We start from the raw sequence: 25003 nt of genomic DNA on the forward strand, positions 1-25003 counted from the left end.
AAACCGTAGCTTTTAAATGAGATACACAGCTTACTTAATAGTATTAGCAACTGCTCTACCTGTTTCCCAAGGAGTATGACTAAAGTTATAGGTACTATTGGTATAATTGGTATTATCCCAATCGGCAGCCCAATTCATGAATCCACCAGCAGATATACCATAAGTATTTTTCATAACCTGCCATGAACTTGAAATCAATGCAGGAGTCATAACATATGCCATATAACCACCAGCAGCACCCAATGTCGCCGGAATACCAATTACAAACTTGTTTGCAGGAATAATAGGCATAATATCACCAGTCATACCACGAGTATTCACTGCAAAACCTGATTCTGTAGTAGCAGCCCAAGTTAATGCCGCAACAAATTTATCCATACCAGAACCTGGTTTAACTTCATTTTCAGATGAACCACACACGCCATTTGCAGGTCCCTGATTATAAGTCTGTGGCCAGATATAGTTAATATTGTTTATACCTAAGCTATTAACTAGTTTTGCATAGAATGCATTATGATAACTATGACTACCCCACTGCCCACAGCCATAACCATAAGGGATAACATACACCCACTCAGGCGCCATAGTTAACCAGAAATCTTGACCTTTTCCGCGATAGTTATTTACTACCTGCATTACCGCTTTAGCCAGTAATACTGGATTTTCAGCAGTTGCACCACCTTCAAGATCAAGATCGATACCTTCAAAGCCATATTTATCAATAATCTTGTCTACTTGGGTTACAAATGTAGCCACATCTGCGTCAGTTTTCATAGTAAGATGGAATTTTTCACCACCAAGAGAAACTATAATCTTACGCCCTTGAGCTTTCACTTGTTTAACAAAGTTAATAATCTGATCATCGGTATAATACTTAACAGGATTAGTTGACCCTGGATCATATGTTGACAAAATATAATTACCATTACTATCAGTAATAATAAACGACGCTATAATTACATTATATGAAGAATCAATATTTGGCGCATCCACAGCAACAGATGGATAAGTTCCACCTACATCATAGGAAGTATTGCTACCCCACATTGCCCAATAGGTTGCATTGATTTTTTTAACCACAGGTGCTACTTGCTTCTGAAAAGCCGCAGATATTGTTTTATTCGAAGTCACTAAACCAGTATCAGTAATTGGATTCACAGCATAGCTACTACTACCGCTAGCTGTAATTGTAGTACCTAAATTTAGATTATTCTCAATTTTATATGTAACACTACCATTTGCTAAATTAGAATAGTTCACATAACTATATTTTCCAGCCCCGTCACTAAATGTAACACTAGCTTTATCACTACCTTCTAGTCCAGTTACAGCAAGAATAACACTACTTTGTGAGACATTAGACTTAACCATTGGAACACTAAATGGTTTCGTTGTATCTTTGACAATTGTCAAAGTAGGTTCACCACTTTCAACATAATATAAGCCCTGTAAAGGATCAGCAATCCCAGTTAATACTTTTACACGATAAGAAGTATTAGCATCGCTCACAGGTAAATCAGCAGTGGTTACAGAATCACCCTGTTTCATTGTAAAGGTTCCGCCGTTAACAGGATTATTATTTTGATCCAAAATTTGTACAGTCAAAGTCCCCGTATAATTAGCAACATAATTACCAAGGGAAATAGTAGCTTTACCAGTTGGTACAACTACCTTATCGTATTTAACGGTTACTGGCGAAGTATTACCAACAGTAACTGCTGCTGTAGCCGAAGGCTTATAGCTTACGGTTGTACTATTAATCACGCTACCTGCTACGGTATAGCTACCAGCAACAAGATTATTAACTTGCTGAGTATAAGTTCCACCCAATGCAGAAGAAGGAACACTAAAACTATTAACTACTGTACCATTTGAATTAAGAATACTCACAGTTACGCGACCACATGCCGAACCACTGCAACCAGCTTCGCTAGTATCAACTGTAATATTGATACTACCAGCTGGAGTAGGCGTTGGAGTTGGCGTGGGTGTCGGTGAAGATGCTAGCTTCCAAGCTTGTGACCAGTAGCTACCTGAACCAGGGGCATACGCCCATGCACCATCACTGCTATTACACCATGGTGCAACTGTTGTAGATAAACACTCATATAATTTACCATCAGTACCATAAACTAGAGTACCGCCAGTGTATGTTCCACGCTGCGATGGATATACCGGATAGTCACCACTTGGAGTTGGTGTTGGTGTTGGAACCGGTGTCGGTGTCGGCGTAGGAACCGGAGTAGGCGTTGGTGTAGGAGTCGGTGTTGCACCATTAACTGCAAATGAATTTTGGGCTAAATCAATATTAAAAGTGTTACCATTCAGGTTTAATCCGCCAGTAAATGATATCGTCTGGTTAGCTTTAATGATAGCATTACCATTATCGGCACTAATAGTACCTATTTGCTGATTACCATTTCCTGGGGTAAAAACTAGTTTATAGGCAGAACCATTTATCCACCAGTTATTAAGCGTTCCAACATTAACTTTGCCACCTTTGCTGTCTTGAGAGGTAAAGCTAATGGTATTTCCAGCTAAATCCAGATCTGAGTTACAGCTGTTGATAATATCTATGCTACCACCTAGATACCAAGTCGAGTTACCGGGGAAATTTAATTTCCCCGTTAAGCAGCTGTTTGCTGCAAACAAACTTTTAACTGCGGTTGCACTTATTGGTGCACCAGTCAGATTTTGACCACCACCAGTTGTCCCGCCATTACAACCTGCCAAGGCTACACTTCCGGCTATAACTAAAGCCGAACTTACTTTTTTCATCTGCTTCATTTTCATTCTCTTTTCCCTCTAGAACAGTTACTGGTTTATCTTAATTTATTGCATGATTCTACCAAACTGCCATATAAGATTGAAATAGACATTTTTGTATAACATTTATTCATTTTTGCATGGATTATAAGCTCATGCCTAGAACACATCAATAAATATTAACCCACAAATTAATCAAGCTTCCTGCTAAAATAACATGATAAGTAATATCAACCAATTAGGATATGACCATGCTAAACCCGGTTTATCAATTTTTACAAAATAAACTCCATTCTCCCCTTGACATTCCTCCTCCCCAAATTGCGGATTTATCAATGGGAAAAATGCAGTTTGCCATATATGGTGAGGGGATTCCGCTACTATTTCTTCATGGTGGAGTTGGGGGCTATGATCAGTCAATTTTATTATTCAAACGCTATATACCACAAGGCTATAAGATGATCTGCCCTTCGCGTCCTGGATATTTGGGGACTCCACTGGAAACGGGGCAATCAAAAGAAGCACAGGCTGATGCATTAGCGGCATTACTAGATTATCTGCAAATTGAGTCTATCATCACTATAGGAATTTCGGCAGGTGGATTATCACTATATACATTTGCCAGCAGATACCCAGAGCGAGTTAAGGGTATTGTTGCTATTGATGCCATCGCCGGAGAATATTTAATCCCCGAACAAACTGGTAAAATTGCCCAAAATATGTTTCTTACCGACTTTAGTTTATGGTTTACTAAGGAAAGCCTAGTTTATTTCCCTGAAACAGTAATAAAAAACCTTATTCGGGCAGAAGGATATCTAGATCAACAAAAAATTGACCAGCGAGTGAAAGAGATTGTTGAATCACAAGAACAACTGGAAGTAATCGCTGAGCTAATCTATAGCATGTCTGATTATGCACCACGTCAGCTTGGTACAATGAATGATATGAAAGAAGGAGCTAATGCAAACTGGGATAACTTTGCAAAAATCAAGTGTCCAGCACTAATTATTCATGGAACGCATGATTCCGATGTAAAGTTTTATCATGGAGTATTTGCCTATGAGCAGCTGAAAAGCAGGAAAAAATCAAAGATCTGGATTGAATATGGTACTCACTACTGCTTCTTCTTTGCAAAAGAAGCAGCAAGTGTTCAGGAAACATTCCGCAAATTCATCATTGAACATTCTTGAAAGAGTAAATAATTGATGCACTGCAAACGAGGAATTTCGGTAAAATTGCGGTAGTTAAATAAATGGTAGGAACTTATGAACCAACAACAAATTCTTGAACAACTTAAAACTTTAGCAACAGAAACAATAAATCAAAACTCAATTAATATCGATATTTTACCAACCATAGAGAAATTAAAAATTATTAATGAAGAGGATCATAAAGTAGCAGAAGCAATTGGACAGGAGTTACCAGTAATAGCCAAAGCTGTTGATGCAATAACCCAGTCAATGAAACAGGGAGGACGCCTGATTTATGTGGGTGCTGGTACTAGTGGTAGATTAGGTATCCTTGATGCGGTTGAATGTCCTCCTACCTATGGAGTTGATTACAATACTGTTGTAGGATTAATAGCTGGTGGAAAAGAAGCTTTTATTAAAGCACAGGAAGGTATAGAAGATCAGGAAAGCGCTGGATTTGCAGATTTGAAAGAAATTACATTAACCGAAAAAGATATTGTTTGTGGAATCGCCGCATCTGGTCGGACTCCATATGTTATCGGTGGCTTAAAATATGCCAACAGTATTGGCTGCACAACTATTGCAATTGCTTGTAATAAAAATAGTGTAATCAGTAACTATGCTGACATAAAAATAGAAATCAGCCCTGGCCCAGAAGTCATTAGCGGCTCAACGAGGATGAAAGCTGGAACAGCACAAAAACTTATCCTCAATATGCTAAGCACTACAGCTATGATTAACTTGGGGAAAGTATATAAAAATTTAATGGTGGATGTTAAAACATCAAATGAGAAGCTACAGGCACGTGCCAAAAAAATCATCATGGAAGCAACCGAGGTTGACTTCACTACGGCATCAGAGTACCTTGAATTAGCTCACAACCATGTAAAATCAGCAATTGTTATGATCATTAATAACTGTAGTTATGAAGAAGCCCAGAAAAAGCTTGACAAAGCACATGGAGTAATCCGTAAAATAGCCTAATAGACTTAAAATAGAAATATAAAACTGATAGTGATTACTTCTATCAGTTTTTTTACAGTATTTGAATCAAAACTAAGAACTACTTATTTCATTAAGCTTGAAGTTATATCATTATTTGGATAAATAAGTTTATTTATGGGATAAACTATTTCTTTCTGTCCAGCTAATTTCGTCATATCAACTACAATAAAATTACTTCTATGTGTATAGTCAGAAAAATTAAGCTGATTATTTTGTAAGTCTTTAACCGCAATCCATTGTGTATAATCATTGTAGGTATTAGAACCTTGCTTATCTGAGACAACCCCAATCGGAATATCAACGGTATTCAAGATATGATCAACCAAGTTCACTGCACCCTTTGCATCATTTGGTTGAGTCGAGTAATATTTCAGAAATGTTGTTCTGACAAATCTTGATGGAGATGTATAATCACCAGGAAGCCCAAAAGAAGATGTTCCCTGACTAAAACCTGTAACATCACCCAGAGATGAAACTTTTGCCACATTACCACCACTACTAGTTAAATTTACATAATTTCGAATATTTGTTAAATGCCAGTCATAGTTTGGTGCATTTGTCATTACCCCAATACTCTTGTCAAATATTTTCATCTGTCCATTTATAAATTCGATGACGATAGAATTTCCTGTTCGGTCAGTAATCAAGTAATGAACAGTTGGCTTAACCGGAATTCCCGGTACATCAGCACCAAAGACTTTATATTTTGTTACATCCTTCTCTACATCTGCTACAGATTTATAATTTGCCAAAATAAAGCGTCCAAATTCTAGTATAGACATGTAATTCTTATCCTGTTTCGTTACTGTCTCATATTCTGTATATCCCGGGAGGAAATTCCCACTTAATCCCAAACCTTCAGAATTTTGTCCTTCAAGAAGAGTATTCCCAGCAAGTCCAGAACCAATACCCAAAACATCATATTTACCTGTCATTTCTCTAGAAGGTAAATTACTACCAGATGGTGATGATAATTTAAATTTACTGCCCTTCGGATAATACAATAATTGCCACTTCATTTCATATGCCCACTCCATCGTACGTCCAGCTACAACAGCGCCATTTTTAGCTTGAATATTTACATCTGTACAAGCTAATGCGGATTGAACGATGCCTGTGAGCACTAGAGCTCCAAAAACAATACTATTTTTCAATTTTTTCTGCCTCATAAATTATAAATCCCATAAAATTAACCATCAAAATTAATCAAACTTTTGCCGTTACCAGTATGAAGATAACTGACAAGCAAATATGGTCATTTCATAACCACCACTATAATCTTGTAAATCCCATGAACAATAAGGTGAAGTTATACCGTAGGGGGATGGCATGTTTGGTCCAGTATAAGAAACTGGGTTCAAACTCAAATAAGTATCTTGATAACTATATTCGTAGTCATAAAGATAAATTCCAGTCATTGGTGCACCGTTAACAAAAAGTAAGTTACCGTTAAGTAATAAACCACTCACATAAGTGTTATTCGGTGATGGATGTGTTGGTGTATATAACGTCATATTTAACAAAGCTACAGCCCAATTATATGGATCGCCATCAGGATTACCAGGATAATTCCAACGTGCATTTTCACTGTTCAGGCTGATACCATTAATCTGAACTATATCAATATTTGGGTTATAGGATATCCCTAGTGTATTAGTATAGTAACCATTACTATTCTGAATTGGGTTTATACCAAATGATGCAATAAAACCATCAGGAAAAGTTGTCTGAACTGCAGCAACAACAGTAATATAATTATTGCTGGTAGCATTACCAAAGCCTCCAGCACTAATCCATGCATAAGATTCACCAGGAGTCAGGCTAGAACCATCATACCAATCAATACCAAAATTCCCGCTATTGCTGGCTGCCATATAAGTTATATTACTAGCAGTGCCTTCAGGATTATTCCTAAATGAAACAAATGTCCATGAATTTTGTGCAAGATTCACATAAGTTAACAAATGCGCAGCAAGATAGCCAAAATTCTCAACTGATCCGGCATATGCAACAAGGTTATTATTAATACTACCAGCAACATCCTCCTGATAATAACCAGTTTGCCAATTACCACACATTAAATATGGTACACCTTTTGTGCCTAAAGAAAATGTGCCATTAGCTCCATTTGGAACGTACCAGTATAGGTTATAACCGGGAATTGCACCCACAGCTGATGGGTTACACGCACTGAGATTGATATTATTTGCTAGACTTCCGCTTGCTAATGGATAAGCACTCGCCGGAACATAATAAGGCATGAGTGACTGATTAGTTTGCTGATAATTTAAGCCCAGAGGATAGCCAGTTGGTGTTGCCAAATACCCTGGTACGACTGACTGATTGAAAGCAATAAATGATTCGCTACCATTGATAAATAACTGTGGTGCGCTCTCATAATTAGCAGCAATCGCTTGCAATGATTCTGCCATATTACTCGAATTTGCAGAAAATACACTTTGTGCCCATACTCGAACATTATTTAGCCCATAGTATTGATAAAGCATAATGGAAGACTCTTTTTGTAGATTTTGCAATGAACTAGCTAGTGTTCCAGTATATCCCTGTGCCCCTGCGGCAGATGAAGTTTGGATATTATTAATCAAGTATGCCATAGGGGCAACTGTATCACTACCCAGATCAGCAGCATAATTAACCGGATTTTCATCTGTAACAGTCGTACCATTAACCACAAAAGTATCTGGACCAGTTGGATAAGTCTGAGCACCAACAACACCATCAGAAACCATATAGTTTAGTGTGTTAATATATGCTTGATTCATGTAGGCAGCGAAAAGTAAAGTTAACTGCTGTTGTGCTGCAACGTAAGTATTTGTATAAACACTACTTTCATCACTCGTAGCTACAGGATTATAACCGACCACAAAATATGTACCCGACACATTACCATAAGATAATGTCTGCTGTAAACATGAAGATGGTTGACCAATACACTCAACCGCATTATTGTAATTAACCTGATTATTCAGATACTCCATAAAATAGGCTTGCTGCAAGGCAAAAATTGTTTGTTGATAAGCCTGCATCAAAGTATTATTATAATTATCATATAATGGAATATAGTTATTATATCCTTGCGTAGATATATCTTCAGTAAGAGCACTATAAAGAGCCTGATACATAACTATCTCTGAACTTAGTGGGTTTTGGCTAACGCAAGTATAAGGTGCATTACCAGAATTTATACATGATGTAGACAAATTAACTCCGGCAAGACTTATTAAATTAGTTTGATAGTTTGCCTGATCTCCAGATCTTGCTACACCAGGAATATAAGTATTAGTTAGCCAAGTAGGGTTACTTTCCATATAAATAGCTAAATTAGCAGGCATAGCTATCGCAGCGCTAGTAGAATTCCAAAATTTTATATCAATCATAAGATTAGTCATAGAACCTAAGTCTTCAGCATTATTTGGCTGTCCAGAAAAGTTAGATACTGCATCTTGAAAAGTTAGATTGTCGGCTGCCACAATTTGTGAAGCATTTTGGTAGTTTTCAACATAAAATGTGTTGTCTGTCAGATTAAGTTCAGATTCAATACTTTGAATTTGTGCTTCCTGAATAGCCAGCTGTTGATTAATAACATTTAATTCAGATTGCATACATGAATTTTGAGATGAACCACCCATTAGAGATAAAACAACACTAGCTGTCCCTGTCAAAGCACCTAAAGCAGGTCCTGCTACAGGCACCATACTGATAAAACCTGTCGTTATTGCCAAATCAGAGGCTGCTGCATCATCACTTATACCACAGTTGTTATTTGAAGATTTTGGGGCAAAGGCTCCTGAATAAGCTGTTTTAGAATGGGTAAACATTGTTTGTAATGCAGGATAAGAATTGGGACCTATTGGTGGTTTATACTGAGCACTACTATTTGAACTACCACCACTGCTACATGCGGATAGGATAGTAGCACTGAATAACAAACAAGCAAAACCCTTGAAACCGCATGTTATGTAAGCTTTCATGAAAAATCTTTCTATCAGATTAGATATATCTATCATAGTATATCATGCCTGAATTAAAGATTCTATTCAAACCACTAAATTTGCTACAAATAAATAACAACATATAGCATTTAAGCTACAGCTAATGATCTGAAACTCAGATTATTCTTTAACTTCTAGAATAAAGATCAATTAGTCTTAGCTTTAATTGGCAGCTCGAACTAGAATTGGTATAACTGCCTTCAATCCAGAGACAATCATTTCACACGCAATTGCCGCAATAATAAGCCCCATTAATTTAGTAAGGACAATAACCCCCATATATCCAAGCGCGCGAGCAATATAATTTGCTAGCATAAATACGACAACTACAGAAATACTTACCAGTAGCAAGACCCCAACAATCAGAAATTTACCTAAAATTGTATGCTGCTGTCAATAGAGAATTACCATTACAATTGCAGCCGGACCAACTATCATTGGGAGAGCAAGTGGGCTTATACCCAAACTTTTAATTCGATTTGGATTAATCGTCTTCTCTGATATTTTACTTTCTTCAACAAGATGTTCACCACGACCAAGATTCATGATATATGCATTAGGTTTTAGCCGCCTAAATAGTTCCAGATTTAAAATATCTCGGGTTGCATCAGTTAATGGTAGCATACAAATCAGAATATCTGTCCTTGCCAGAAATAAGTCTGGCGCTTTGTCTCCAGCATAACAATCAACTCGCTCAATTTTTTTTGGAAGATTTACTCCAAGCAATAACCTGTAGATCAAGATTAGTAGCATGGTTGCAGTTGCCTACCCCATTGCCCCCAAGCCCATTATACCGATAGTCAGATGACTAAAATTAAATGGTGGCTGTTTTGTCCATCGATGCTCTTTTTGCTTTTGCTGCCAATGATCAATCCGCTTTATAATCTTTAGTACATAAGCGGCTGCATACTGTGCCAAATCCTTAGCCATATCAGGATCAATAATCCGAGCAATAGGCACATTTGGCAACTCTTTATCAGCAAGTGCATGATCAACACCTGCTGCCATTACTTGAATTGCTTTTAGATTCTTGAATTTATTTAGTAAGCCATAAGGATGCTTCCAAATCAGAACCACTTCAATATCATCTGGATCAAAATTATCATCCGGATAAACATGGATCTTCAGTTCTGGGACATAATTATCAAAAGCAGTTAACCAGCGGCTAACGAAATCTTTATAACGCAGGCGCTCTTCATCGTTCTGCCCAGCAATAAATAGTATCTGCATTATTCGAATTACCTAATTTGTCCATTCCCATAAATCAGCCATTTATAGCTGGTTAATTCCGGCAATGCCATGGGTCCGCGCGCATGCAGCTTCTGGGTACTAATACCGATCTCTGCACCCATACCAAATTCACCACCATCAGTAAATGCAGTTGAAGCATTAACATAAACCGCAGCAGCATCAACTATTCGTAGAAATCTGTCAATTACAACTTGATCTTCAGCAATTATTGCCTCACTATGTCCAGAGGTATGATTCATTATATGCTTGATGGCGCTATCTAAATCAGGTACACTTTTTATAGATAATTTATAATCAAGGAACTCGGTGCCAAATGATTCAGGTGTTGCATGCTTTAATAGTGAAGCCGGATATTTCCCATCTAACACAGCATAACTTTCAGTATCAGCATAGATTTCTACATTTTTCTCCGCCAAATTACTAACTAACATCGCTAAATCCGAAAGTCGCTCCTGATGGATCAATAAAGTATCAAGTGCATTGCAAACGCTTACTCGCCGAGTCTTAGCATTATGAATAATCTTACTAGCTTTTGTAACATCACCACTTTTATCAAAGTAGGTATGAACGATCCCAGCTCCTGTTTCAATCACAGGGATCTTAGCATTCTTACGGACAAAATCTATCAGTCCTTGGCTACCACGCGGAATACAAACATCAATTAAACCAACTGCATTTAATAGATCATGAACAGCTTCACGTTCTGGCGGCATTAAATAAACCAACCCCGGATCAATATTACTCTGAATAAGGCTCTGATGAATCAAACTGACCAGTATCTGGTTTGAATGCTGGGCTTCACTGCCACCTTTTAATACTACAGCATTTGCTGTCTTAAATGCCAATGCAAAAACATCGATAGTTACATTTGGGCGCGCCTCATAAATTACCGCAACTACTCCTAAAGGAACTCTAATTTTTTTGAGGTATAAACCATTTGATCGTGAGACTTCTTCAAGAATCTGACCAACAGGTGAAGCTAAGCTACTAACCTTACGTAAATCAGTAGCAATGCCAATTATTCGTTCTTGATTAAGAAGTAAGCGATCATATTTTGGATCATCTTTTGCCATCTTATCCAAATCAAGCTGATTAGCTTTTACTATCTCATTGGTTTTATCTTCAAGCAAATTCGCAAGATCAAGAAGAACTTTATTACGTAGCTCCGAAGTTAAATCCTGAGTCTCATAGCCTATCTCACGAACTTTACGAAAATTATCCGCTATATTATTCATTCGGCAAATACCTCATAATTTACATGTAAATAATCATAATGTACTAATGGTGGATGATTTTTCCCACCTAGGTACTCTTTAAGTTTAGCTGCGTTATAACGCGCAACTCCGGTCGCAATTTTCTGATTTTTCTCAGTAACAATATCAATAAGATCACCCTTAGCAAATTCTCCAGTAAATTTAACTACACCAACAGGAAGGATGCTGATACATTGCTGCCCACTAGCTAAAACTTTAACTAGTCCGTCATTAACCATGATAGTAGCTACCGCCCCAGTCTGTCCAAAAGCTAGGAATTTTTTGCGACCCGACTTCTTGTGCTCAGGAATTACCCGGCTACCAATAGCCACATCCCCGTTAACCAATCGGACGATCACATTTTCTTCAGCAATTGATGCTATATGTGTCATTACACCAACATTACCCATTTTACGAGCGGTATTAAGCTTACTTGCCATCCCACCGCGCCCAAGAGCCGTTTTAGCCCCCGAAACTTCAGGAAGCTTATCTTTAACTCCAATCACCGGGATTAATTTAGCATCCGGATTTTCCGGGTTTTTATCATACACACCGCTAATACTAGTTAATAAAAGTAGCTTATCGGCACCAATCTGTGCGGCAATTATCCCAGACAATTCATCATTATCAGTAAACATAAGTTCATCAACCGCCACGCTATCATTTTCATTGATAATTACCAACACATTTGGCTGATCAAGACCTTTTTGGAGTAAGCGAAGGATATTGGTATAACTACGCTTAGTCTGAAAATCATACTTAGTAAGAAGTAACTGCGCTACCATTAGCTGTTTTTCTTCACAAATTTTTGCATAAATAGCCATTAAGCGAGGCTGTCCAAGGCTTGCCAGTAGCTGTTTATCTGCTACACTACTTCCGTAAGTTTTTCCCACAATTTTTTTGCTGATTACCCTCCCGAGTGCAACTGCCCCAGAACTTACCAGTATTACCTGATGACCCTGCTGTTGCAGTTCTACAACCTGACGGATTACATCTGCCATTACATCTTCAAGAACCTCACCTTCAGGCGAAATTATTGTCTGGCTTCCTACCTTGATTACTACTTTCATAATTTACCTATTTAACATTGATAAACATCAAACCTTACGGTCTTACCTTTTATGGAGTAAGTTGGCTCGATATTGGCAAATGCTTGTTGCTGCTTATTATCTCGCTTAACAATAATTTTATTCTGACAATGTGTTTTTAGTAATTGCCATAGGAGCAATTTATCATTTTGTTCCAAAGTTGGATGCGATTTAACCAGCAAATCAATTAATTGCATATCTTTTTTGGCAAGAGCCATTTTACCATCTTCAAACATTGGATCATAATAAATCAAATCATAACAATTAGTCGATTCAGTTAAGAACTGATTATGGTTAGCATAAATAACCTGCAAATTTGGTAACTGCTTGGCAAATTTGATTGATAGATAATTAAGGATTACCGCCAAATACGGATTATTTTCAAGCATAATCACCTGATAGCCAGCAAGAGTAAGGATAATACTATCACGCCCAAGTCCAGCAGTTAAATCAAGTGCTCGCTTAGTTTCCTTAGCTCCTCCTTTTGGATTGGCTGCGCGGACTAATAACTCTCTAGCAATAAGTTTACTTCGTTTGGCAATAAACTCAGCATAAAATAAATCAAGATGAAATGGTGCAAAGCTTTCGCTATATAACCATAGACCATCTGCATCTAACTTCAAATATATACTAATATCAGCTGGTATCTCTGAAGAGAGCAACAATAAAGCCTCTGGCAAAATATTAGTGATTTTTTTTGCCATTTCTTCAGATGCCAATTCAAATACTACGATAACTTTATTCACGATGATATGGATGATTTTCTAAAATGGAAATTGCACGATAAATCTGTTCGAGAATGATCACACGAACTAAGGCATGAGGAAATACCATTTTTGACAAACTAATTGTCGCATCAGCCTTATCCCTTAACTCAGGATGAATTCCATCTGCCCCACCGATGATAAACGTAATATTCCTGTAATTTAACGCAGTTTCTTCAAGAAAGCTAGCAAACTTTATACTATCAAGATTTTTACCACGTTCGTCAAGAGCAATAACAAAACTATCTTTAGGAATTTGTGCTTCAATCTTTTTAGCTTCGGCTTCCATATTTACCAATGCCGGTTTATTCGGGTTTTTATCGGCTTTTATTTCCACAAGGCTACAGCTATATTTACCATGATTAATCCGTGTTAGGTACTCTTTACAAGCAGTATTTACCCAATCAGGCATTTTATTAGCGATATTTAATATACTAACTTTCATTGTTTTTCGTATCCATTTTATCAATCCAGATTTTCACAACTAAACTCGCAAGTACAACAACTATCACACCAATAACAGTCTCTAGCAATCTAGTTTTTAAAATACCTTTTTCCTCTCCAGATAAGAAAAGAATATCCATAACCAAAAGCGTAATTGAGGTACAAAAAGCCACATAATGCTTATTAAGTGTAATAATTGAAAGATAAAAAAATACCATTATCCCAAGAGACAATCCGATCATACTGAATTTGGTTAATAGAATATAAGCAATTATTATTCCCAAAATAGTTCCAATAACTCGCTCTAAAACGCGTTTTAAGGTAATTTGATGTTCATTCTTCATAACTAGTAATGCAGTTAATGGTAACCAATAACCATGAGAAAGATGTAGTAAGAAAGCAATTAGATTACCCAATATTACAGCAATGGTAAGAATTGAAATAAAAATAGCTTCTCTCTTTTTTGGATAACTAATAAGCCTATATTTTACAAAATCAACCGACTCATTGGCATGAAAAAGCTTCTTACGTAACCATAAACGGATAAATCCACCACTTACCAATAATAAACAACCAAAACCAAAAAATAAGCCATACTTTATTGCTACCAAATAACTCGGGGCTGAAAATCCAAGCCCTAAAATAAATGCATAGGCAAGATAAAAAGCAAACGACTTTAATAACTGGTGACTACTTAATATCGATAGTAAAGGAATTAGAAATAAAATAATTAATGTTGAATGGGTAATTGATGAGGAAACAATGGTCGCAAGACCAAACATTAGAGAACAAATAAAACTGAAAACTAGTCCGAAAAATAACCTTTGTTTTGAATTATGTCCGTGATAATTTTGGGTTAACATCAGCGAGTTAGTCAATAAGCCCATTATTGCAGCCATTAAGCCAGTATTATATGAAGTAAGGTAATATACTACTGCTAATATTCCACCAAAAATGGCTGTTTGCAGTGCAATCAGATTTATTTGAAAATCAAATTCAAGGAAATTTTCTAATAATTTTTTCATCTATAAAATCAGGAAAAACAAAAGGCTGCACAAAGACAGCCTATTATTAACGTAAGCAACTATTAATGATGTAGATTTATTGGCTTACCACGGTTATATGCCCACAATAAAACTGCGACAACCGCAAAAAGCAGATAACCTCCAGCTATTTCGTAAGGAATAATTTGCTGGGACTTAGGTAAATTACCCACCCAATACATTGAGCCATCAAGATTAACCGAATGAATAATTCCAAATAGCGAAGATACTGCCATTATAATACAGGTTACTACAGCTGCAATAATTCTTCGCTCTATTAGATAATAGACAATCGCAGCAAATAAGGTACCTGTAATAATGAAGCCATTACCAAAAGTTACTATCCCGGCAATATCAGATAATTTACCATTATTTACTGTATAAAGAATCTCATTTAATTTGCTCATCGAAACCAGATCTGGATTTGAAGAAAGTTTGATTTCAACCATCCGCGCAATTGATGGAAATAAGCCAATAATTGCAGCTGGATAATATTTTTTATCACAGACAATAAATACCTGCATTGCTATTTCAATACCAATAAACATCAGAACAGGTGCAAGAATCGCATCAGGTACCAAATCAATAATGTAGTTTACAAAACCAAACCAAGCACCAAAGCCAATCAGTATTATATTGATAATCAAGTACCCAGAGCGAGCATCCATTTTTTTATAAGCAGGGAATCCAGCATAAGGAGTAGTTTGCGCCGTACCACCAAAAAGTCCGATTAACATGGTCGCTATTCCATCAACCATCAAAAGATCTTTTGGTGAATACTCTTCGCCAAGAACCTTAGCGCTTTCAGCAACTGAAACTGTACCAAAAATGACTAGTAAAGCAAAAGGTAGCGCAATTGAAAAATATTTAGCAGCAAGCCCAAATTGACTAAAAAGTCCAAGAGCCAAGCTAGGTAATGATAGCTGAATATTTGAAGCACTTGGTAAATGCATATTTCCAGTCAGGAAAATTTGGAAAATATAATAAGCGATAGTGCCAATAACTATTGCAACTAGAATTGCAGGTAAATTCGCAGGCATCTGATAACCAGCAAAATAAACCATCACAATTATCGCTAAGACCATAAAACTAACTAGAGGTAATTCAAGCATTGATAGTAAAGGGAAAAAAGCAATTAAGCCTACAGCTACTCCAGCCAAACCGCCAAGTAATGCCACAGTTGGAAGTGCATGCTTGATTTTATGGGCAAAAAATGAGAATACAAATTTGACAAAACCGATAAAAAAAGTGCAGGCACAGCTAACATACCAGCTGGTGATTGCGGCAGTATCAGGAGTCATCCCCTGAGATTTAAACAGGAGAAAAGAAGGACCAACAACAGATAAAGTTAGACCAATACAACTGGGTGCATCCAAGCCATATGGAAAAGCAGTAACATTATCTCGTCCAAGCTTTTTTGCTAACCTAAATGCAAAATAGATAAAAATAATATTTCCAGCAACAATTCCTACTGACAAGCCTGGTATTATATGCCGCAAAACTATGTCTGCTGGCATACCAAATACTTTTGTCAACAAAAAAGCAATGATTGCCATATTGGTTAGATTATCAAAGACGATGGTTGCCGAGCTACTTACATCACCAAGGCTAAACCATTTATATTTAACCATAATTACCCCTTTATAATTAACTATAAGGTGAAATTCTCACCAAGATAAACCTGTTTTACTCGCTCATCATTAACTAATTCTTCGGGTATTCCCTGCGCCAGAACTTTACCCTCACTGATGATATAAGCACGATCACAAATACGTAACGTTTCGCGTACATTATGATCAGTAATAATCACGCCAATCCCCAAATCTTTCAGGAACGCTACAACTTTCTGAATATCACTAACGGCAATCGGATCTACCCCAGCGAAGGGTTCATCAAGAAGAATAAACCGTGGATAATTGGCAAGTGCGCGCGCAATTTCGCAGCGACGACGCTCACCACCAGATAAAGCCATCGCATTCACATCACGCAAATGGTCAATATTGAGCGATTCAAGCAAGCGATCAACTTCCTTACGAATGGTTTTCCGGTCAAGCCCTTTTAATTCAAGGATAGCAGCAACATTTTCTTCAACAGTCATTTGCCTAAAAATCGAAGCTTCCTGTGGCAAATAACCAAGACCTAGATTAGCGCGCTTATGAACTGGGGTACTCTTGATATTTTCACCATCAAGATAAATATCACCACCATCACTAGCTAGTAATCCTGCTACCATATAGAAACTGGTTGTTTTCCCCGCACCATTAGGCCCCAAGAGACCAATTACTTCATTACTTTTGACTTCAAAAGATACGTCTTTTACAACAACCCGCTTTTTAAACTGTTTTCGTAAATGCTTGACTTCGAGAAAACTACTGGAGGTTGATTCCGCTTTGTTTATTTCCATCTTGTGCTTTCTGGTTTGGTTGCAAAATAACTGTTACCCGTCCACTTTTGGTAGTCGTGACACCATTAGCGTCAGTTGAATTGGCTGTGAAAATTTGACTTTGCGTGTTATATGTTAATTTATCGCCAATAACTAGATTATCACCCTTTTTAACCCTAGCACGCCCACTTAAAACGGCTAGATTAGTCTTGGTGGTATATTGAAAATTATTCCCCTGTCCCTCCGTCTTTTCACCATCATCGTTTAACTGTGAAAATGTTACCGGACTCCCGAATAATTGGATAGTTTGATAACCTTCCTTATCCTGACTTGCAGTTCCTTTTTCAGAGTGAACAACAAGTGTCCCCTGAGTAATTACGACATTCCCAGTAAAAACTGAAACCATATTTTTCTGATCAAAGGTAGCATGATCAGCTGTGATTTCTACTGGTTTACTGGCATCAGTCTTGAGAGCATAACTGCTAGTACCAATAATAAACAATAAGACAAACAATAAATACTTATTTTTCATAAATTTAATCTGCTTATTTACTTTATAGTAATATACAAAATTTTTTCAAACAATTTGGCAAGAACGTGCTGAACTTACTTCACGTAAACTATTTTAACATTCGATTCTATAGTCATTATTTTTTTAAGATAATCAACACTAAAACCATTACCAGTCATTACACTTTTTCCTCTTGTTGCCAAAATAGACTCCGAACTATAGATAAACTGCTTTTTTGCATCCAGATGAACGTGTCTAGTATGTGCATTAATAATATATTTAGGATCAATATTATTTACGGTTAAGGCAACACTTTCACCAAGATAACCAAGCGAATTTTCCGTATCAATCCAACCATCATTGCTGGTAAGTCTTTCTTGCAGCAAGCTAGTTGACTCGCTAAACGCAAGCATATTCAGATTATATAAAAAGACTTTACTGTTATCTGGATATTGTAAACCACTTTCTGCTAAAGCCCGATAAAGCAATTTACCATCTTTAGTATATAAATTAGCTTCTATTCCAGTTGATGAAAACTCTGGTTTATCTTTGGGTAATTCAATTCGGTGAAAATCGATTCGGGTAAGATAGTTTAACAATATACATAACAAAGCCAGAATGATTACTGTCAGTAAATTAAACAATCTTGATGATTGATATTTTAATCTTAACCGAATCATTTAACTCTATTACCAGTTAATTTTTAGTTAGATATTCAGCAAGAATAACATCGTAGCTACCCTGAGCCTTTAAAATAAGCTCGACAACCTCTCTTAAAACACCATTCCCACCAGAGATATTACTAACATAATCAACGCGTTTCTTAACATCGTCCACAGCATTTGCTGGAGCAAAGTTTAAACCAGCAACAACCATCGCTGGTAAATCTATCAAATCATCTCCAATGTAAGCAATTTCAGAACAAGAAATGTCCAGCTCTTTGGCTACTTGGTATAATTTTTCTTGCTTATTATTCACTCCAGTGTAAGCAAAATCAATTCCAAGCTTATGACAACGCGCTTCTGTTGCCAAAGATTTACGTCCAGAAATGACAACTATTTTAAGTCCCCCTTTATGCGCAAGACTTATTGCTAAACCATCCTGAATATTAAACTTCCCAAAAGGCTCTTCATGATCACCCTTGATAAAAACGAATCCTTCTGTTAATACACCATCTACATCCGTTGCAATTACTTTAATATTGCGAGCTTTTGCAATTACTTGTTTTTTTGTCATTTAAGTTCCAAAACTATACTATCTTAGCTTTAAAAAGATCATGCATATTAAATGCTCCAACCACTTCTTGATTACTATCAACAACTACCATTCCTGTTATCTGGTATTTTTCCATTAAGTATAATGCATCAACAGCCAGATCATCCGGTCCGATAACTTTGGGATTCTTCGTCATTATTTGCTGTGCTGTCAGAGTCCGAATATCAACATCATTATCCATAATACGCCGAAGATCACCATCCGTGACGATCCCAGCCAGTTTTTTATGAGAATCAATAACTGCGACCATACCAAGCCCCTTTTTACTGATTTCAATCACAACTTCTTTTAGGGTTGCTTCGGGATTAACCACCGGTAACCGTTCATTAACATGCATAACATCTGAAACATAAGTTAGGAGTCTGCGTCCGAGGCTACCCCCTGGATGAGAAAGAGCAAAGTCTTCTGGCTTAAAATTTCGTAACGATAAAAGAGCCACTGCCAAAGCATCACCCAATACTAATGTAGCAGTAGTACTTGTTGTAGGTGCAAGATTTAATGGACACGCCTCTTTATTAATTGCAATATGTAGCACACAGGAAGAAAGCTTGGCTAAAGTAGAGTCTTTATTTCCCGTAATACCAATAATTTTAACCTGTTTTCTCTGCACAATCGGGATTATCGTGGTCAACTCATCTGATTCACCTGAGTATGAAATGGCAATTAAAATGTCCTTACTTTCAATCATTCCCAAATCACCATGCAAAGCCTCTGCCGGATGCATAAAAAAGGCTGCTGTACCAGTGGAAGCCAGTGTTGCAGCTATTTTATTACCAATATGTCCAGATTTGCCCATTCCTGACACAATAACTTTACCTGTACAATTAAAAATTAGTTGTACTGCTTGGCAGAAAGCTTCATCAATGGTATTCACCACCGACTGCAAACCAGCTATTTCATCCTCAAACACCTGATTTGCAATTGCAATTATTTGTTGATTATTCATAGTTTAATTTAACGAAATTTTGCAACTTGCAAAACCTCACCAAAAAATTACCCTTCAAGACCACCTGCTGTAATATTATATCCAGCATCAACATATAGAACTTCACCTGTAATACCACTAGCTAATTGAGAAAATAAAAATGCTGCAGTATTACCAACTTCTTCTGTAGTTACACCACGTTTTAATGGTGCAAATTTCGACATGTGATCAAGAATTTTACCAAAATTACCAATTCCGCTAGCAGCAAGAGTCTTGATTGGTCCTGCAGAAACCGCATTTACCCGGATACCTTCGCCACCCATAGCAAAAGCCATATAGCGAGTGCTTGACTCTAACGCAGCCTTAGCAACACCAGCCATATTATAATTTGGCAAAACCCGCTCACCACCAAGATAAGTAAGACACAATAAAGAACCATTTCGTCCCTGCATCATTTTTCTTGCTGCACGTCCTAGTGCAATAAAACTATAAGCAGAGATATCATTTGAAATCTGGAATGTTTCACGATCTACGTTATCAACAAAATCACCAACTAATCCATTTTTAGGTGTAAAAGCAATTGAATGTAGAACACCGTCCAAACCATCCCATTTTTTTTCAAGCTCGACGAACAAATTAGTAATTTGTTCATCAACTCCCACATCTAGGGAAATACCAAGTCTGAATTAAATTCTTTGGCAAAGCCAGCCACTCGATCTCTATGCTTTTCATTCTGATAGGTAAAAGCAAGCTCAGCTCCCTGTTGAAAACATGCTTTTGCTACACCATGAGCAATTGAACGATCCGAGATAAGCCCAGTAATCAGAATTTTTTTTCCTTGCAAAAACCCCATTGAGAGTACTCCTATATATTTGAACTCTTATTTAGATATTTTTCATTACATTTTTAACTATTTCAAACATCACAAAGATGCGCCAGCTAATTATATCATAAACCAAAGTTACTCTTACTGAAATAAACCAGCAAGACACCTCTATGTGCGGAGCAACATATTATTTACATTCTAGAAGTGTAGTATTGAGTTAAAATATTGTTTCGATAAATCAGCTTATCAATATCACATAAAGACATGATTTCCAAGGTCATGTGCAAACTACGGAATTTAATACATGAATAAATATGACTCGGCAGAATCACAGATAAATGGAATTATAAATCATCTACTTCAATTAATAACGAAACTTCTTGAAACAAAATCTGGATTATGTATTGCAGTTTCAGGCGGAAAGAGCCCAATAGGATTATTTGACAAATTAAGCCAGCAGGATATTGACTGGAAAAGAATAACTATCACACTGGTAGATGAGCGATTTATCGCTATTGACAACCAAGATAGCAATGAAAACTTAGTTAAAACGCATCTCCTACAAAACAAGGCTAGAGAAGCTAGATTTATCGGGCTTAGTAATACAAATATGGCGATAGATTCAGTTGTTGATCACCTTAACGCTAATATGCCTGAAATAGATATTGCCATTCTTGGAATGGGTGAAGATGGACATACTGCTTCAATTTTTCCATGCTGCAATGAATTAGAAGCAGCTAGTGATCTAAGTACTACGAAAAGGTATATTATTACTAATCCAACTACCGCAAATTATCAGCGAATTGGTCTAAATATGTCTGCTCTAATTAAAATCCCTCATTTAGTTCTAAGCATTAATGGCAATAAAAAACTAGAGGTACTTGAGAAAGCGTTAAAAGTACAAAATAAGCAGCCTCCTATTGGCTTGTTATTATCAAATCGTCCTGATACAAAAATCTTTTGGTCTGAATAAAACAGGAGCAAGTAAATGCAACATAATTATCCGCGTCTTGTAAGTGATATCGGTGGTACAAATGCACGGTTTGCAATAGAAATTGCGCCATATACATACCAAAACATAAAAGTTTTGCAATGTAATGAATATCCAAGCCTAGCCAGTGCAATAACTAGCTACCTCTCAGAAGCAAATCACAGTGAGATAAAACATGCAGCATTGGCCGTTCCATCACCAATTGTTGATGATACCCTATTTATGGTAAATAGCCCATGGCACCTATCATCAATGAAACAAACACAGGAAGATGCAAATTTAGAAAGCCTGATATTCCTTAATGATTTTCATGCTCTTGCCCTTTCAATACCACATATTCCTAAAGATGAACTGGTAAAAGTTGGAGGAATGGAGTTAAATCCAACAAAACCCATTGCAATAATTGGTCCTGGAACTGGATTAGGTATGGCAACGCTAATAAAACACCCTATAGAAGAACAATATCTGGCTATTCCAGCTGAAGGTGGACGCTCAAGCTTTGCTGCTGCCAGTGAAGAAGAGTTTGAACTATGGCAGTTCGTTCATAAACGATTTCATCATGTGTCGGTAGAGCGGTTTTTATCAGGTCCCGGACTACAGCTTATATATGAAGCAATCTGCAACATTAAAGAAGTTGCCATAGATAAAATACCTAGCCCAAGCGAGATTACCGAATGTGCAATTAATGATCAATGTTATATTTGTCAGCAGACTCTTGATCATTTCTGTAGAATACTGGGAACTACCGCTTCCAATTTAGCCTGCATCACTAATGCTTTTGGTGGAGTTTATATAGGTGGAGGAATAGTCCCTAGAATCCTTGAGTACTTTATTAAGTCTGACTTTCGTTGCCGCTTTGAAGATAAAGGGCGTTATCGGTCATTTCTCGAAAAAATGCCAGTATATGTCATCACACACAAATATCCGGCAATGCTGGGATCTAGTTATGCTCTGGAAACTTATTTAAGTAAGGGTTATATACCTTAGGAATATTGATGAATTTAAGAAACAGTTTATTATTAGCATTAATTTACCAAATTAATCTGGTTGCTTGCTCAAGTAGTAATACGATTAACTCCAGCTGGATGGCGGACAATAAAAAAGCCCTCATGACAAAAAAACTTACACAGGTAATTATTCCTGGGTCACATTATTCAAATGCATACAGCTTGGATAATACCAAAGGAACTTTGGTGGTCTGTGTAGGAGAGACTAACCCACCACTAAGTAATAACGCTCAAATAGAATCGATGATTGAGGCTAACCCGCAGCAAATAAGTAATACTGATTTTGTCAACTACTTAAATACTCAAACCAATAGTGTACGTTCACAACTAAATAACGGAATAAGATATCTTGAATTTAATGTCTGTATTCAAAGTGCAAATTATTATACTTCCAATTATTACCTTACAGACACCCTTGAAAATAACTTAAATCAAATATCTGACTTTATAAGTAGCAATGAAGACGAAATAATTTTGATTGATATTGATAACATCTATACTGATTATGGTTCGTTAAGCAGTAATGATTTAAATATTTTTCATAACTACCTACAAACTAAATTTGGTTCATATCTTATGCCAAAAAAAGATTGGCAACAGCTGACATTTAAGGATATTTGGAGCAGTAAACATCGTATTATTCTGCTTTCTTCAAATTCAATGCTGACTAAATATTATGATATATGGGACAAATCTGAAGTTATGGATACACCTCCAGAAGCTGAATATAATACAATAAAAAAACTAACCATGATTCAGCAGACTATCCAAAAGGAATCTGTAACAGCTAATGAGAATAAATTTCGTCTGTTACCGATATACTCGTCATTTAACCCGCAAAGAGATTCACTAAGTCAGCTTAAATCGGTATCTAATGATCATTTAGTAATTGATTATTTACGCTCACTGCCTGCGAATACTAGCCTAAATATTATTGTTACTGACAACAAGTATAATAGACTACTTGTTGACTATAGTCTACAAAAAAATCTGGGTATAGTGAAACCATCTAGTGAGTCACAATGGTGATACTGGCTTTTATTAGTTTGATGTTAAAAAGATTTTGAACTGGTTCTTAGATAACTCGCATTATTTGGTTCACTCATTAAATACTCGTTATATATTTCTTCATTACATTTTACTGTTGATGGCTTACTTTTTTTTCATCTTTGACCCAAGCTAATTTCATCTTTAATTATAATAACATATTTGTTGTCAATGCGTAAGTTCTAGCACCATATGATCAGTGCTAACGCCAAGAGCTAGACATATTTAAAAATTACTTGAAACATGTCTACGAATCATACACGTTATATGTTGATGATACTTTTGCTTTAATTTGTTTTAATAAAGCTTCTAAGAAATCACAAAAAACTTTGATCTTTAAGTCTTTCTCATTCGGATGCTTAATTAAATAATATGGTTGATTGCCAAAATAATATTCAGGTAACACTGGAATTAGTTGTTCCTCAAAGAATCTCGTACCATTTAAAAAATCAAGCATAAAATCAAATCCCCCAGCTATTATTTCATGAGATTGTAGCAGAAATAAAGATTGTGTAGCATTATTAATTGTTATTCTTTTGGGCATTTCAAACATATAAGTTTTTTTTGTATACTGATTAATCGCTTCTATATTAGATGGAATAACATAATTTTCAAGCATCATCCCCGCTACTAGATGTTTTTTTAATTCACCGAGAGTTTTAGGCTCCCCATATTTTTTAATATATTCTTTAGTACAAAATATTCTAATGGTTGCAGTAAAAATTTTTTTAACTTTTACTGTCTGCTGCGCTGGTATATGATTTACAATAGCAACATCAATTCCCTCTTTGACTAAATTAACCTCTTTTGACTGATATGCTATATTTAAATTAATTTCAGGATATTTTCTTAAAAACCCAGGCAAGTAAGGGGTAATCAAGTTTAACGCCAAGACAGGCGGTAAGGATACATTTATTGTCCCAAAAGGATTGTTTTTTTCTACTTTTACAATATCAGATATTTTTTTATCAAAATTCACCAAATCACCTTTAAATGAATTATACATTTGCTTTCCCTGTTCAGTTAATTCAAATTCTTTAGTATTGCGGCGAACAAGGTTTATGCCTAATTCGTCTTCAAGAAGTTTAATTTTTCTGCTAATTGTAGATACGCTTACCTTAAGTCTTTTAGCAGTATTGATAAAATTGCCCAGCTCTACTATTTTAATAAATAAAAATATATCGTCGTAAGAATACATAACTGTTCTTTCATATAAACTAT

Annotated in this window: 23 protein-coding genes and 1 pseudogene; 5 read left to right on the forward strand and 19 right to left on the reverse strand. The window is 36.3% G+C overall.

What is annotated here, in order from left to right; translation table 11 throughout:
- Positions 1 to 30: 30 nt before the first annotated feature.
- Positions 31 to 2793, reverse strand: coding sequence for a glycosyl hydrolase family 18 protein (locus CUN60_RS10395; protein WP_102951975.1), 2763 nt, complete (start codon positions 2791 to 2793; stop codon positions 31 to 33).
- Positions 2794 to 3017: 224 nt separating this feature from the next.
- Between CUN60_RS10395 and CUN60_RS10400 the strand changes: the two genes are divergently transcribed.
- Complete coding sequence (locus tag CUN60_RS10400) at positions 3018 to 3956, forward strand: alpha/beta fold hydrolase (protein WP_102951976.1); 939 nt, start codon at positions 3018 to 3020, stop codon at positions 3954 to 3956.
- A gap of 75 nt (positions 3957 to 4031) precedes the next feature.
- A complete protein-coding gene (gene murQ, locus CUN60_RS10405) occupies positions 4032 to 4940 on the forward strand; it encodes an N-acetylmuramic acid 6-phosphate etherase (protein WP_102951977.1) in 909 nt (302 codons plus the stop codon).
- An 83-nt stretch (positions 4941 to 5023) separates the two neighbouring features.
- On the opposite strand, the gene CUN60_RS10410 is transcribed toward murQ, so the two are convergent.
- The 17 genes and pseudogenes from CUN60_RS10410 to CUN60_RS10490 form a co-directional block, all read right to left on the reverse strand.
- Positions 5024 to 6130, reverse strand: a complete 1107-nt coding sequence (locus tag CUN60_RS10410; protein WP_102951978.1) for a linear amide C-N hydrolase — start codon at positions 6128 to 6130, stop codon at positions 5024 to 5026.
- 51 nt (positions 6131 to 6181) lie between these two features.
- On the reverse strand, positions 6182 to 8953 hold the full coding sequence (locus tag CUN60_RS10415; protein ID WP_158649389.1) for a hypothetical protein: 2772 nt from the start codon (positions 8951 to 8953) through the stop codon (positions 6182 to 6184).
- A 183-nt stretch (positions 8954 to 9136) separates the two neighbouring features.
- Positions 9137 to 9355, reverse strand: coding sequence for a MarC family protein (locus CUN60_RS10420; protein WP_102951980.1), 219 nt, complete (start codon positions 9353 to 9355; stop codon positions 9137 to 9139).
- A gap of 12 nt (positions 9356 to 9367) precedes the next feature.
- On the reverse strand, positions 9368 to 9727 hold the full coding sequence (locus CUN60_RS10425; RefSeq protein WP_102951981.1) for an NAD(P)-dependent oxidoreductase: 360 nt from the start codon (positions 9725 to 9727) through the stop codon (positions 9368 to 9370).
- A 12-nt stretch (positions 9728 to 9739) separates the two neighbouring features.
- Positions 9740 to 10204 carry a Rossmann-fold NAD(P)-binding domain-containing protein gene (locus CUN60_RS10430; RefSeq protein ID WP_102951982.1) on the reverse strand — a complete coding sequence of 155 codons (465 nt, stop codon included), beginning with the start codon at positions 10202 to 10204 and terminating at the stop codon, positions 9740 to 9742.
- Positions 10205 to 10212: 8 nt separating this feature from the next.
- The gene (locus tag CUN60_RS10435; protein WP_102951983.1) at positions 10213 to 11460 is read right to left on the reverse strand and encodes a glutamate-5-semialdehyde dehydrogenase; all 1248 of its coding nucleotides are present in this window, start codon (positions 11458 to 11460) and stop codon (positions 10213 to 10215) included.
- Entirely contained in the window at positions 11457 to 12548 is a 1092-nt protein-coding gene (proB, locus tag CUN60_RS10440; protein ID WP_102951984.1) for a glutamate 5-kinase, read from the reverse strand. Before proB ends, CUN60_RS10435 begins: the two co-directional genes overlap by 4 nt.
- Positions 12549 to 12559: 11 nt before the next feature.
- A complete protein-coding gene (locus tag CUN60_RS10445; RefSeq protein WP_158649391.1) occupies positions 12560 to 13270 on the reverse strand; it encodes a class I SAM-dependent methyltransferase in 711 nt (236 codons plus the stop codon).
- 34 nt (positions 13271 to 13304) lie between these two features.
- Complete coding sequence (gene rlmH / locus CUN60_RS10450; protein WP_102951986.1) at positions 13305 to 13775, reverse strand: 23S rRNA (pseudouridine(1915)-N(3))-methyltransferase RlmH; 471 nt, start codon at positions 13773 to 13775, stop codon at positions 13305 to 13307.
- On the reverse strand, positions 13765 to 14799 hold the full coding sequence (locus CUN60_RS10455) for an FUSC family protein (RefSeq protein ID WP_102951987.1): 1035 nt from the start codon (positions 14797 to 14799) through the stop codon (positions 13765 to 13767). Before CUN60_RS10455 ends, rlmH begins: the two co-directional genes overlap by 11 nt.
- A 62-nt stretch (positions 14800 to 14861) precedes the next feature.
- Positions 14862 to 16448, reverse strand: coding sequence for a hypothetical protein (locus tag CUN60_RS10460; protein WP_102951988.1), 1587 nt, complete (start codon positions 16446 to 16448; stop codon positions 14862 to 14864).
- Positions 16449 to 16468: 20 nt separating this feature from the next.
- Entirely contained in the window at positions 16469 to 17221 is a 753-nt protein-coding gene (gene lptB / locus CUN60_RS10465; RefSeq protein WP_102951989.1) for an LPS export ABC transporter ATP-binding protein, read from the reverse strand.
- Positions 17187 to 17732, reverse strand: coding sequence for a lipopolysaccharide transport periplasmic protein LptA (gene lptA, locus CUN60_RS10470; RefSeq protein ID WP_102951990.1), 546 nt, complete (start codon positions 17730 to 17732; stop codon positions 17187 to 17189). The genes lptB and lptA overlap by 35 nt, the downstream gene beginning before the upstream one ends.
- 74 nt (positions 17733 to 17806) lie before the next feature.
- Positions 17807 to 18391, reverse strand: a complete 585-nt coding sequence (gene lptC / locus CUN60_RS10475; protein WP_102951991.1) for an LPS export ABC transporter periplasmic protein LptC — start codon at positions 18389 to 18391, stop codon at positions 17807 to 17809.
- A gap of 16 nt (positions 18392 to 18407) precedes the next feature.
- On the reverse strand, positions 18408 to 18947 hold the full coding sequence (locus CUN60_RS10480; RefSeq protein WP_102951992.1) for a KdsC family phosphatase: 540 nt from the start codon (positions 18945 to 18947) through the stop codon (positions 18408 to 18410).
- A gap of 13 nt (positions 18948 to 18960) precedes the next feature.
- Positions 18961 to 19932, reverse strand: coding sequence for a KpsF/GutQ family sugar-phosphate isomerase (locus CUN60_RS10485; protein WP_102951993.1), 972 nt, complete (start codon positions 19930 to 19932; stop codon positions 18961 to 18963).
- A gap of 47 nt (positions 19933 to 19979) precedes the next feature.
- Positions 19980 to 20764 (reverse strand): annotated as a pseudogene (locus tag CUN60_RS10490) (enoyl-ACP reductase FabI).
- A gap of 277 nt (positions 20765 to 21041) precedes the next feature.
- On the opposite strand from CUN60_RS10490, the gene pgl reads away from it, so the two are divergent.
- The 3 genes from pgl to CUN60_RS10505 are packed head-to-tail and all read left to right on the forward strand — an operon-like array spanning position 21042 to position 23764.
- Positions 21042 to 21710, forward strand: a complete 669-nt coding sequence (gene pgl, locus CUN60_RS10495; RefSeq protein WP_102951994.1) for a 6-phosphogluconolactonase — start codon at positions 21042 to 21044, stop codon at positions 21708 to 21710.
- Positions 21711 to 21725: 15 nt separating this feature from the next.
- Positions 21726 to 22715 carry a glucokinase gene (locus CUN60_RS10500; protein ID WP_102951995.1) on the forward strand — a complete coding sequence of 330 codons (990 nt, stop codon included), beginning with the start codon at positions 21726 to 21728 and terminating at the stop codon, positions 22713 to 22715.
- 8 nt (positions 22716 to 22723) lie between these two features.
- Positions 22724 to 23764, forward strand: coding sequence for a PI-PLC domain-containing protein (locus CUN60_RS10505; protein ID WP_102951996.1), 1041 nt, complete (start codon positions 22724 to 22726; stop codon positions 23762 to 23764).
- 265 nt (positions 23765 to 24029) lie between these two features.
- On the opposite strand, the gene CUN60_RS10510 is transcribed toward CUN60_RS10505, so the two are convergent.
- Positions 24030 to 24980: a LysR family transcriptional regulator gene (locus tag CUN60_RS10510; protein WP_102951997.1), complete on the reverse strand. Its 951-nt coding sequence runs from the start codon at positions 24978 to 24980 to the stop codon at positions 24030 to 24032.
- Between the last annotated feature and the right edge of the window lie 23 nt (positions 24981 to 25003).

The sequence above is a fragment of the Aquella oligotrophica genome, assembly GCF_002892535.1.
Taxonomy (GTDB): domain Bacteria; phylum Pseudomonadota; class Gammaproteobacteria; order Burkholderiales; family UBA11063; genus Aquella; species Aquella oligotrophica.